At 35.6% G+C, this 12,043-nt stretch carries 11 protein-coding genes; 6 read left to right on the top strand and 5 right to left on the bottom strand.

Annotation, left to right across the window (positions count from 1 at the left end; genetic code table 11):
• Positions 1-9: 9 nt before the first annotated feature.
• Complete coding sequence (locus tag NC799_RS12410) at positions 10-651, bottom strand: YczE/YyaS/YitT family protein (protein ID WP_272446764.1); 642 nt, start codon at positions 649-651, stop codon at positions 10-12.
• Positions 652-792: 141 nt separating this feature from the next.
• Between NC799_RS12410 and NC799_RS12415 the strand changes: the two genes are divergently transcribed.
• The 6 genes from NC799_RS12415 to NC799_RS12440 all read left to right on the top strand — a co-directional run bounded on the left by NC799_RS12415 (position 793) and on the right by NC799_RS12440 (position 7,498).
• Entirely contained in the window at positions 793-993 is a 201-nt protein-coding gene (locus NC799_RS12415; RefSeq protein WP_272446765.1) for a cold-shock protein, read from the top strand.
• Positions 994-1,477: 484 nt separating this feature from the next.
• Positions 1,478-2,791, top strand: a complete 1,314-nt coding sequence (locus NC799_RS12420; protein WP_272446766.1) for an ATP-binding protein — start codon at positions 1,478-1,480, stop codon at positions 2,789-2,791.
• A gap of 230 nt (positions 2,792-3,021) precedes the next feature.
• Positions 3,022-3,606 (top strand): DUF5317 domain-containing protein, encoded by a 585-nt coding sequence (locus tag NC799_RS12425; protein ID WP_272446767.1) that lies wholly within the window; start codon positions 3,022-3,024, stop codon positions 3,604-3,606.
• Between the two features lie 13 nt (positions 3,607-3,619).
• On the top strand, positions 3,620-3,742 hold the full coding sequence (locus tag NC799_RS12430) for a hypothetical protein (RefSeq protein WP_272446768.1): 123 nt from the start codon (positions 3,620-3,622) through the stop codon (positions 3,740-3,742).
• A gap of 65 nt (positions 3,743-3,807) precedes the next feature.
• Positions 3,808-5,628 (top strand): bifunctional diguanylate cyclase/phosphohydrolase, encoded by a 1,821-nt coding sequence (locus tag NC799_RS12435; protein WP_272446769.1) that lies wholly within the window; start codon positions 3,808-3,810, stop codon positions 5,626-5,628.
• Positions 5,629-6,211: 583 nt separating this feature from the next.
• The gene (locus NC799_RS12440; RefSeq protein ID WP_272446770.1) at positions 6,212-7,498 is read left to right on the top strand and encodes an Rpn family recombination-promoting nuclease/putative transposase; all 1,287 of its coding nucleotides are present in this window, start codon (positions 6,212-6,214) and stop codon (positions 7,496-7,498) included.
• 347 nt (positions 7,499-7,845) lie between these two features.
• Here NC799_RS12440 and NC799_RS12445 read toward each other — a convergent pair whose 3' ends face one another.
• The 4 genes from NC799_RS12445 to NC799_RS12460 form a co-directional block, all read right to left on the bottom strand.
• Positions 7,846-8,841 carry a TIGR00341 family protein gene (locus tag NC799_RS12445; protein WP_272446771.1) on the bottom strand — a complete coding sequence of 332 codons (996 nt, stop codon included), beginning with the start codon at positions 8,839-8,841 and terminating at the stop codon, positions 7,846-7,848.
• 144 nt (positions 8,842-8,985) lie between these two features.
• Positions 8,986-9,474 (bottom strand): metallophosphoesterase family protein, encoded by a 489-nt coding sequence (locus NC799_RS12450; RefSeq protein ID WP_272446772.1) that lies wholly within the window; start codon positions 9,472-9,474, stop codon positions 8,986-8,988.
• A 38-nt stretch (positions 9,475-9,512) separates the two neighbouring features.
• Entirely contained in the window at positions 9,513-10,259 is a 747-nt protein-coding gene (locus NC799_RS12455) for an SDR family NAD(P)-dependent oxidoreductase (protein ID WP_272446773.1), read from the bottom strand.
• A 241-nt stretch (positions 10,260-10,500) separates the two neighbouring features.
• Complete coding sequence (locus tag NC799_RS12460; protein WP_272446774.1) at positions 10,501-11,196, bottom strand: DUF421 domain-containing protein; 696 nt, start codon at positions 11,194-11,196, stop codon at positions 10,501-10,503.
• Positions 11,197-12,043: the final 847 nt, after the last annotated feature.

Consider the following 12,043-nt stretch of genomic DNA (forward strand, 5'->3'; position numbering starts at 1 on the left):
GCCTGCTTTTTATTTAACGATTCTTTGAACAAGAGGATGTAAAAAATGAAGAAGAGGACCGATGGCAAACGTCACAATAATTGTACCTACACCTATCGGACCTTTGAAAACGATGGCTAAAGTAAGTGCGAGTAATTCACCAACCGTTTTTGCTGCACCCATGCGAAGTCCAAACCGTTTATGAATAGCAATCATTAAATTATCAATCGGGACAGGTGCAAAATTTGCCTGCAAATAAATAGCAATTCCAAGTGTTAAACAAAAAACGCCAACACCAAAAATGAGGTAACGCCATATGAAAAATTCAATGGAAAATGAAGTGAGGAGTAATAACCAGGAATCAACTCCTAATCCAACAATAACAATCGATAAAATCGCAAAGAAATCAGGCTTTGCTTTTAGTAAGATCGCATTGATTAGAATGAGAATGAAGCCAACAAGAATAACCCAAGTTCCTACCGTAAATAAATGCTTTGAAAGGCCAACATTTAAAGCATCCCACGCCCCCGTGCCAATGCCCGCTTTAATGGTGCAGGTAATCCCGAATGAAAGAACAACAAGACCAAGTATGTAACTGAAGATTCTTTTTGTTAAGCTAATGTGAATCCCACCTTTATGACCTTTTGATTTGTAAAAATCGTAATTCCCCATTTATTATCTCTTCAAAGTTTTAGGAATATGTAAATGAATTTAGCCTAATTGTGTATATTATTAACCTTTTTAGGCTATTATAAGATTGCAAGTAACATTGCAATCTTTATATAGTTGTTACAGCTAGGAGGAAACAATTTAATGGAACAAGGAAAAGTAAAATGGTTTAACAGTGAAAAAGGTTTTGGTTTCATCGAACGTGAAGGTGGAGAAGATGTATTCGTACATTTCTCAGCTATTGAAGGAGAAGGCTTCAAAACTTTAGATGAAGGCCAAGAAGTAACTTTTGATATTGAAGAAGGTCAACGTGGGCCTCAAGCAGCTAATGTACGTAAAGCATAACAACATGCTTTACACAAATGATAACATTTGTTCTCTTCAATGATAGAGTTCTAAAGACAGAGGGTGGAAAAGCCCTCTGTCTTTATTTTTTGATAAGAAAGTATAAAAAATGCAAGAGCTGTCTAAGCTTGCCTTAGGCTGGGCAAGGAGCGATTTTCGCTTTTCTTATTGGACAATTTTTGCCGATGTCTTGTTGACCCTTTTCAAGAGATGGACATAAATTGGAATATACTTGTTAAGTAGTACAGGCTAATAGTATCTTTTTTAAAGATAAGAAACTTTAAAAAATCCAAGTATAGATAACATTCAGCGGTAGCCACGTCAAGCTTCAGCGCTTTTGTTCGTAGGTTATGTGTAGTAAGACGGTTGATTAGGAGGATTTCCTGAAGTTTAGAATCTTTTAAACTTTATTATTCCTTGATATACTAAATTAAATATGTCGAAAATTTTGATTATTGAAAGAAGAAAGGTGAAGGCTATCAAAATGGTGTTGTTAAATGACGAAATAGGCGAGTCAAATATTACTCAGTATCATAATAGTCTGTCTCGAGGTGGCCATATTCTTTATGTCTACGATGACAAAAGAAAGTATATAGAAAATGCTGTAAACTACATCGTCGAAGGCATTGAGAATAATGAGGGTGTAATTTATGCTGATTCACAAGAAATAATAGATTTTATTGTTTTGCGTTTAAAAGAAAATAATCTATCTGATACGTTAATCAACAACGTTACCTTCGTATCGGATGAATATCTTTACAGGGAAAATGGCACGAACCTCCCTACCTTGTCAACCATAAAACAATTAATTGAAACTGCGATAAAGAAGAATCATCCAGTTAGAACTTGGGGGAAAGTGGTAACAAATCCGTCTGATGGCTTGTTGCAGTATGAAAAAAATTGTGATGTATATTCAAGTGAAAACAAACTATTTACTGTTTGTGCCTACGATGGTAATAACATTTCGGGAGTTTTCTTAACAGAGCTTTTAGCTAATTATGAATACTTTATGACAGACAACCAGTTAGTCCCTTCCAATTTATATAAAGACAAAACAAATTCCTCTCCATCAATTGTTAAACAAATAAACCTGGAGAAAATAGAAGATAACGTACGCTTACGGTCAGAGCAGTTAACCTTTGCTGGGCAATTTGCTGCGGGGATATGTCATGAAATACGAAATCCGCTAACAACGATAAAGGGTTTTTTTCAGTTAATAAAAGAGGATCAAACCAATACGAAATTCTATCAAGTTATCGATCAAGAACTTGATAGAATCCAACAAATTACGAGTGAATTATTGCTTCTAGCAAAGCCGCATTCAAAACAACGGGAAAAGCATAATTTAGTTAGCTTAGTTACGGAGGTAGGAGTTCTATTAAATTCACAGGCAGTCATGAAGAGTATCCAAATAAAAACAACTATTGATGATGATCCACTTTTTATTTATTGTGATGACACAAAGGTAAAGCAAGTCATTATTAACTTAGTGAAAAATGCAATAGAAGTGATGGAAAATGGTACAATTCATATTTCTGTTAAGAAAAATGATAATCTTGCGGTTCTGTCAATTAAAGATGAGGGGCCAGGTATTCCAAAAGACATTTTGGGGAATATTGGTCAACCGTTTTTTACAACGAAGAAAGAAGGCACTGGCTTAGGACTAATTATTTCCTTTAATATCATTAGAAGTCATGGTGGCACCATAGATTTACAAAGTAAAGAGGGAGCAGGAACAACGTTTACCATTAAATTACCTATAGTGGAGTATAGGGACACTGAAAATGATGAATTATAACCATATTTTTACAAATATTGTAAAAATATGTTAATTTATTGTAAAGGCGCTTGCGCGACTTGGGTAATTTAACCTGTGTAATTTGTAAAAAATAGGGGGTATTAGTAGAATGATAGACCTATTTTTGGGGAAATGTCGTATTATTAATCAATTTGCTATATTTTTAGTTTTTGATTATAGTAGAGATAGTTAATTACTAGTGATTAAAAAATAAATGGGTGGCAAAGTTAATGGTCATTGATGGAATTATTATCTCTCTAGTCATCGGACTTCTTAGAAAAGGTAGCTTGAGCTGGATTACCAATCCTAAGTTATTTAAGTACGGTTGGGTGTTTCCGATATTGTTGCTCGTCCAACTTATAACGTTTAGTTTTCAAAACCAATTTAGTTGGTTGGGTGGTATAAGCAATTATCTTTTTGTATTAGTTTATATTATCGGACTATTCTTTCTGTGGACCAACCGAGATCAACAAGGTTTTTACATAATTTTTGCCGGGGTGTTACTGAATTTCATCGTTATGGCAGTAAATGGTGGAAGGATGCCAGTTTCAGAGGAAGCATCTCTTATTCTAGATCCGATGTACGTGGAAGCAATTAAGAACGGGTATTATGCAAAACATGCTCTGTTAACAGAGTCAACTTTAGTACCTTTTCTTGGCGACATTATTCCGATTACCTCTCCATATCCTAGGTCACAAGTGATCAGTATCGGCGACGTAATTATGAATATAGGTATCTTTCTTTACATCCAAGAAAAAATGCTAGCACATAAAAACGAAGAAAAATTAAATTCTATTAAATCTCAAACAATATAAGGAGGAAACTAAAATGAAAAAAGCTATGAACAGTTCAATGGGAATCAAATTAACAGGGGTTGTAATTAACATTTTAATCATCGCATCTTTAGTCGGTGGATTGACTTCAGGATTCAGACTTATAGGCGGAAATTAATAACAACAAAGGGGGGTGCTTTCCACCCTCCGTACACTTAATATATAAACAAAAGAGTGATACTTATGAGACAAAACTTATTGCGAAGAGAGAATATTTATCTGTCTTTCGTAGTTTTAATTGGTGCCATTATATTTGCTGCTTTCGGGAACTTAACATTTTATAGTCTACAAGATTGGGTACTTGGTTACGGGTTAATTGGGGCCACTTTGGTACTCATTCACTATATAATAGTCCTACCACCCGAAGGTAATGCATTATCCATGGACTCAGCCATATATTTGGCGAGTCTATTTGTATTTGGATTAGAAACAACCCTAACAATTTTATTGTATTGTAGTTTCATCCACTTTAGCTATGAAAGAAATATTCATTGGTTAAGACATGCTTTTAACTTTGCTATTTATTGTATGATGATTAGTTCCGCTTATTATGTTTTCACGTTATCTGGTGGGATTGTTGGTGATGTTGAAGTTACAATGCTTCCATCATATCTCCTAGCATTATTTGTTTACTTTGTAGCCAACGTTCTACTCATAGGGATTTTCTTTTGGATAAAGAAACGTCAAAATTTTATCTATTTACTTAAGGGTATGCTTGTTGGCACAGTAGAGGCTTATAGTAGCACATTATTATTATCTTTAGTCTTAGGTCGATTACTTCAGGAACATCCAATTTTCGGCTTGTCATTATTTGTATCTATTACTATCTTACTTTCATTTATCTTTAGACAGCACTTTGAGTTATATAAAGAAATATCAAATAAAGCCAATATTGATCACTTAACCGGATTAAAAAATCACGGGTATTTTAAAGAAGTGTTATCTGAAAAAATGGACGAGGTTAAACGAACAAAAGGAACTGTTAGTCTGGCCATGCTAGATATCGATGATTTTAAGAAATACAATGATAGTTATGGACACCTTAAAGGGGATCATCTTCTGCAGTTTTTTGGAGAGTTGATAGAAAAGGAATGTAATGAGAAAGAATATATTGTTGCCCGATATGGTGGCGAAGAATTTGTCATTTTAATGTCTAATACAAATGAGTCTGAAGCTAAGGCTTTTATCGATTGCTTAAGGAAAAAAGTAAATGATACGTACTTTGAAGGAGTCGAACTACTTCCGTATGGTTGTTTATCTTTCTCGGCAGGTATCATTGAATGGAACCAGCAGATTTTAAATAGTTCGGAATTTTTGAGCCATGCCGACCAAGCGATGTATTATGCAAAAGCACAAGGGAAAAACAATACACATATATATGGGAAAGAAATTGATTCCATCAGCATTGAGGAACCAATGGAAGAAATGGAGCAGCAATTAAAGTTATTTCTTGCGCGAGATGTCTATACATACCGACACAGTAAACGAGTCTTTATGTATGCCGTTGAATTTAGTAAAAAAATTGAATTAGAAGACTATGAGAGAAAAATATTAATGCTTGGTGCACTCATTCATGATATTGGGAAATTAGAAGTTCCCCGAGAAGTAATAAATAAAAAAGGGAAGCTAACACAAGAAGAATGGGAATTAATCAAAATGCACGTGATTTGGGGAAGAGATATAGTTTCCGTAAATAAGAAGTTCCTAGATATAGTGCCACTAGTCGAACTACACCATGAACGTTATGATGGTAGAGGCTATCCACATGGACTTAAGGGAGAAGAAATTCCTAAGTTGGCAAGAATTTTATGTATCATTGATTCCTTTGACGCAATGACAACCGAAAGACCGTATCAAAAAACAAAGTCATTTGAGGAAGCTATTGACGAGCTTCGAGCATGTGCAGGAACACAATTTGACCCGTTTTACGTGGAAGGATTTATCGACTATATCAAAGAGAAAATTCAAAAACCTGAAGAATTAGTATCAGAGAAAAAAAGCTAAAGCACCTGTTGTTAACGGGTTCCCTTTAAGGGTGCAAAACAGTAAAATAACAATATAGATAGGGTACGAGATCACATGCGGTTTGTGCCCTTATTTTTGTTGATATATCAATATTTACGGTATTTTGGTGGTTAAAATAGAAAGATAAATAGCAATGTTTTTAGCAGAGTGGGAATGAATATTCTCAATCTGTTATTTTGTATGATAAAGTGTCAGTTATACTACAAGTAAAAATCAAAAGAGACTCAGTTCTGATTTTAGAACCAAGCCTCTTTAATTTAATTATTTCATAAGTCGAATCTTTAACAAAAGCACCAATTACTTTAAGTGCAATTCTTCACAATGGCACTACCCGAAATCTTCATATAAGAAAATGGGACGAGGGACCTGTCCATCCGTCCTATCCACCCTTATGCCCACGAGTATCTAAAATTTTTCTTAACTAGAAAGGGTAATCTTTTGTAGAGCAAATAACTTTATGAAATAAATAAAAAAGAACACTTGTTCGAAGTGTTCTTTTGTGCTATTCTATTTATAGAAACATATCTCAGTCAGTCCTCAAAACGTAAAGGGATGTGTTATTATGCCTCAAACTGCATTTTTAAAAATGGAGCCTCTACCATTCTCTGTTCAACAGGTGAAGGAAGACCCTAATGACTACAGTAAACAGTTCTCTAAATCAAATGAAAACAAAAGAACAAAACTACTCAAACGAATTCCACTTGAACGATTAATGGATTTAAAGGTAGATTATGCTTTTAAACAGCTTTTTGGAAATGAAAAGAATAAAGAGATAACGGTTGTTTTTTTGAATGCAATTTTGCAGTCGACAGGTCGAAACCGAATTAAAGATATTTCATTTACGAACACAGAATCGGGCGGAGAATATGTTGATGATAAGCAATCAAGACTTGATTTATTAGTTGTTACCGATGCAGATGAGAGTATTAATGTGGAAATTCAATTCACAAACAAATATGATATGATTAAGCGTTCAATTTACTATTGGGCTGGAATATATCGAGATCCGTTACAAAAAGGGATGGCATATAAAGAACTACGACCAGTCATAACGATTAATATTATGAATTTTCGTTTATTTGATCAAACAGAGCGGTTTCATACAACCTATCATTTATTTGAGGATGAAGAAAACTTTCAATTGACAAATGTGATGGAATTTCATTTTATTGAAATGTCTAAGTTAATCAAAGATTGGAAAGGTGATAAATTAGACCCTTGGAATAATATTTTGGCCAGATGGTTGTTGATGCTTGGTATGGTAGATCACAGAAATGAGAAGGTTTATGCTGATATTTACCATGAATTGGAGGAGATTTCCGTGAAGGACGAATCATTACGTAGCGCCTTTCAACACTGGGAGGAATTAAGCATGTCTAGAGAACAGTATCTAGCTTATCAATCACGTTTGAAACGAGTTATGGATGAAGAGGCCGCTCAACGTGAAGCTGAGCTTAAAATACAGGAGGCAGAGCAAAAGTCAATGGACGCAGAGCAAAAGTCTATGGATGCAGAGCAAAAGTCTATGGATGCAGAGCAAAAGTTTAACGATGCTGAGAAAAAAGCGAAAGAAGCTGAGCTTAAGGCCAAACATGCTGAGTCTAAAGCCAACGAAGCTGAGCTTAAGGCCAAACATGCTGAGTCTAAAGCCAACGAAGCTGAGCTTAAAATACAGGAAGCACAACAAAAGATGAAAGAGGCAGAACAAAAAACGAAAGAAGCAATACAAGCAAAAGAAGTAATTGCGAGTCGACTTTTAGCAAAAGGTATGAACGTAGAAGAGGTTGCGGTTGCTACTGATCTTGCGGTAGATAGAGTCCACAGAGTTCAACAGGAAATCCAAAAATAAATGAGACGAGGGGACAGGTTCAACGTCCCACCTTGGACATGGAACGTACCTCTCTCCGTCTCCCTTATTAGAACAAAAGCGTAAGCGCCTTGGTTAGCCTAAGGCTTGTCTTATGACCTCGAGGGCTAGGTGCTGGAGTTGGAAGTGGCTTCTCTTCACGATTTAATCAAAAGGAACTCCAACATATAAATTCTGATATTTAGAAAAAGCTGTCTATATGACAGCCTTGTTTTTTGGTTATACCCTGAAAGTAAAATAAGTAACTAACTATCTATCTATGTCTCTTGTGTAAGATTATTTAAAATCTTTTCCAAGAGCTGTCTAGCTCCAGACGACCTGCGCTTTTCTTAAATATTTATTAAGAAAATTAACCCACCTAATAGGAGCATGATAAGGCTGACAAACAATAAAGAATAGACACGTGAAGTACTCGCTGCTTGGATTTCTTGCCAGTTAACTGGTTTAATCCCGCTAAACCAAAAAACCAAGAGTGCAGAGAAAATAATGGAACTAATATTGACTAATAAAAGGATAAGTGGCGTAATTGCTGTTAGCCATTGACCTGTACCGACAACCATTCCAAAAACTATAGTAGGGGGCAGTAGTGCAACAGAAACCATCACACCGACTAACGTTTCTGACACTCGTTTGATAAAAGAAAGTGCTCCAGCAATTCCCGCTCCAAGAGCTACAGTAAAATCCATCATTTCAATTTTCGTTCGTTCGGTAAATTCTTCACTATTGATTGGTAAATCGAAAGAGAAACCAAACAGAATAGCAATTATTAGAGGAATTGAAAGTCCGTATAGTGCAGTCAGTAGTGACTGACGCATCAATTTATAATCACCTAATACGGCTGCAAATGCTAACGCGGTAAACGGGCCGATTAGTGGTGCTATTACCATTGCTCCGATCACAACTGCTGCACTATCTTTAATGATCCCTGCTGTTGCGACAACGGCTGATAGAATAAGAAACCATGTAAAGCTTTTTGAAATTTTGCTTGAGGACGATACGACCGAGTATAACTCTTGACGACTTGCACGAACAATTTCCTGTTCTTTTTTTTTCACTATAATTTCTTTTTGCTGCTTATCATCTGGACGTGGAATATAAGTGTGAACGTTATAGAGTAGTGCGTGAACAGGTTTATGCTCCGCCTCTAGCTCAAGAAAGTCTAATATTTGTTCAGATTTTGACTTTTCAACTAAAATCCGAACAAGTTCTTCATTTTCCTTTTCGGTTGAGTGCCAATGGGTGACGATATCGAATGTTATGATTTTGTCCAAAAAAGGTTGCAGATTTTCTTTCGTATAGTAAACCTCAATTAGTTGTAAGTCCATTGAATATCTCTCCTAATGCAAATGCGAATGCCATTACAGTATTCTCTAATTGCTCCTTCTTAAACCTGACACCCTCCATCACTCGGATGGTTTTGACTTCTGCTTAAGCTTGTCGGGGGTGTTCAAGGTGCGACTTACGCATTTCTAATAAAAGATATGGGATAGCTTTACTCCTGCTTCATTTATCACAATGAGACCAAATGAAAATTGTTGTTGTCGTCGTTTATCTGTCGGTGAACCGGGATTAAATAGGATGATGTCATTTAATCCTTTTAAAATGGGGATATGCGAATGCCCGAATAGGATAATATCCACATCCTCGAAAGAGAAAGCATCGATTGCCCTTTTTTCGGTAGTGTTAGTCTTACCGTGTCCGTGGACAACACCAATATGGACATCTCCAAAGGTAAGGATAAGCCGATTAGGGAACTTATCTTTAATTTCTTCTGTATCAACATTCCCGCTAACCCCTTCTACTGGTGCAAAAGTAGCTAACTCTTCATATAATTGCAGTGTTTGCCAATCACCGACATGGATAATTCGGTCAACCTCTTTTAAAGTGGAAACTAATACTGGTGGCAGTTGCTTAGCACGTTTAGGCATGTGTGTATCGCCGATAATAGCTATTTTCATAAAGAAATGCTCCTATAGAAGGTTTGGGTACACTTTTACTAATGTTCGTAAATCATTTTTTTAGTCATTCCGCCGTCAATAATGATATTTTCTCCTGTAATAAAATCATTGTGCTCATCGGTTAAAAAAAGACAAGCTCTAGCGATATCTTCTGGTTTACCGACTCGTTTTGATGGATGTTGTTTGTGATCATTTTCCCTCAGGTGAGCATAATTTTCTGTTTCAATCCAACCGGGACTAATCGAGTTAACCGTGATTAAATCATCTTGTAATGACATCGATAGAGCATGTGTTAATGCAACAATTCCGCCTTTTGTTGCTGCATATGCCTCTGAGTCTGGTTCAGACATAAAAGCTCGAGTTGAAGCAATACTTACAATTGCTCCACCTTTTTTATTTGATCGCATCACTTTTGCAGCTGCTTGCGAACATAAGAAGGTAGCCCTTAAATTGATATTGATGACGTCATCCCACTCTTCAACAGATAGGTCATAAACATTCTTAAACCTTGATACTCCTGCATTATTGATAAGGATGTCGATTGTACCAAATTTATCCTTCGTAAAAGTGAATAAATTATTTATTTCATCAGGGTTTCGTAAGTCTGTTTTTACGAAATAAACAGATCCATTACTACTTGCTTGCTCTTGGACACTATTTCCAGATGGTTCATCAACATCGGCAAGAACAACTGTTGCACCTTCCTCAGTAAAAGCTTGTACTATTCCACGACCAATACCGTTTGCCCCACCAGTAACAATTACTACCTTTTTATCATATTTCACGTTAATCACTCCTAATTTATTAGAGGATGTTAGATATAGCTCTTTCAAATAGCATTTGATATATGAATGTTTAAATGAAGAAGGTTATTATGTTTGATTTTACTGTAACAGAAATGGAATTTATTTTCATTTATTTGAAAAAAAGCATTTTAAAGTGGAGGGAGATGCTTTTGCATAAAAATGAATGGGGAAAAGTAGAGCACACAAGGTTAGGTTTAGCCTTGTGCGCCCTGCACTTTTATTAATGAACTACATCATTTTTTTGGTCAATATATAGTGTCCCATCTGATTGGACTTCTGCATAAAAGACATCTTTTATGTCACCTACACCTGCACTTTCTAATTGATGATATAACCAATCTTCATCAAGTTGTAGCTTAGATAGATTTTTTGCATTTATCGCACCGTCTGAGACAACCTCAGTTGGGATAGGATACTTCTTATTAGAAGGATGAACGTTTATATCAGCTTTTGTTGTTGGTTGATTTTCGTCTTTTTTTAGAACGGAAAGTTTACCATCTGTTTCAAAAACAGCATATTTCACATCTGCTAAAGAAAATACCTTCTTTTCACGTAACAGAGAGTTTAATGAATCGATGTCTATTCGTGCTTTGCGCATTTCATCTTCCATTATCCTTCCATCTTTAATTAAAATCATTGGTTGACCAGCGATTATTTTTCTTGCCGCTTTCGATTTAATATCAATTAAACCCATGACAATGGTTAAGGCAGCCCATCCAGATAGAGCAGCCACTCCGTTTTGGATGGATAAATTTTGATCTACTGCTAAGGATGCAGCAATGGAACCGATGGCAATCCCAGATACAAAATTAAAGAAAGTCAGTTGACTTAGTTCCTTACGACCCATTAAACGAGTGAGTGTGAGTAGGACTAAGAAGGACAATGCTACACGAAGGATTATTTCATACGTACTCATTCTATTCCCTCCTAATCAATTATTATCATTCCAAACTGTTATGATTTGATTCATTTCATTAGTCTTAGATGAAAATCAGTCTTTGGTCTTAGTTAAGTTCGACCTTTAACCTGTTATTTATAAGAGCTAATCAAGTTAGAATTAAGATAACAAATGGCAAGGGGGGAACGAGAATGAATCTTTTTGAAATTCAACAAGAAATGATTGAAAGACGCCAAAAGTAGTTAACTAAGTAAGGTTTTAACAATGGGGAGGTCACGATATTCGATGATGGATTTTATAGATAAATAAAAAACGGTTTGTCCACCGATAGTTATACGACAACCAATGCGTTTTCGTAAAATAAAGGAGAAGGCCTATGCCAACTTGTTTAAAGAGTATCTGTTGAACCTCTTTCTAAACGAATGTTTAGGGGGAGGTTTTATATAATGATTGAAGGGAATGGAAGGAATAGACGTGTGGCACTATCTGTTGATTTCACATATCACGTTTTGACATTTCGAATTCCCCCCGAAAGGTAGATATGGATATTTCTCATCATTATCAATGACTTCTTGAAAAAAGTTTTAATCATTGTTGACTTTAAAAGTAAGTCTATGGTATATTAATCAAGTCGCTTTTGAAGCGCAAATTATTATATTGAAAAACATGTTGACTTCTACGAATCAACATGATATGATAATAAATGTCGCTGAAAGATGAAGTGATGACGAAAGTGAAATTGATCTTTGAAAACTGAACAAAACAACCAGTATGTTTAAAGAAAAAGTGTAGGCGACTGTTTAATAGCGTACGGATAGATAAGACAGCATGTAGCACTTCGAACTTCAAGTGCGAAATGATGGAT

Source organism: Aquibacillus salsiterrae, assembly GCF_028416595.1.
GTDB lineage: Bacteria > Bacillota > Bacilli > Bacillales > Amphibacillaceae > Aquibacillus_A > Aquibacillus_A salsiterrae.

What these genes read in the sequence shown, in the direction of transcription:
- NC799_RS12410 (WP_272446764.1), bottom strand. Translation starts at nt 651, where the DNA reads ATGGGGAATTACGATTTTTACAAATCAAAAGGTCATAAAGGTGGGATT.
- NC799_RS12415 (WP_272446765.1), top strand. Translation starts at nt 793, where the DNA reads ATGGAACAAGGAAAAGTAAAATGGTTTAACAGTGAAAAAGGTTTTGGT.
- NC799_RS12420 (WP_272446766.1), top strand. Translation starts at nt 1,478, where the DNA reads ATGGTGTTGTTAAATGACGAAATAGGCGAGTCAAATATTACTCAGTAT.
- NC799_RS12425 (WP_272446767.1), top strand. Translation starts at nt 3,022, where the DNA reads ATGGTCATTGATGGAATTATTATCTCTCTAGTCATCGGACTTCTTAGA.
- NC799_RS12430 (WP_272446768.1), top strand. Translation starts at nt 3,620, where the DNA reads ATGAAAAAAGCTATGAACAGTTCAATGGGAATCAAATTAACAGGGGTT.
- NC799_RS12435 (WP_272446769.1), top strand. Translation starts at nt 3,808, where the DNA reads ATGAGACAAAACTTATTGCGAAGAGAGAATATTTATCTGTCTTTCGTA.
- NC799_RS12440 (WP_272446770.1), top strand. Translation starts at nt 6,212, where the DNA reads ATGCCTCAAACTGCATTTTTAAAAATGGAGCCTCTACCATTCTCTGTT.
- NC799_RS12445 (WP_272446771.1), bottom strand. Translation starts at nt 8,841, where the DNA reads ATGGACTTACAACTAATTGAGGTTTACTATACGAAAGAAAATCTGCAA.
- NC799_RS12450 (WP_272446772.1), bottom strand. Translation starts at nt 9,474, where the DNA reads ATGAAAATAGCTATTATCGGCGATACACACATGCCTAAACGTGCTAAG.
- NC799_RS12460 (WP_272446774.1), bottom strand. Translation starts at nt 11,196, where the DNA reads ATGAGTACGTATGAAATAATCCTTCGTGTAGCATTGTCCTTCTTAGTC.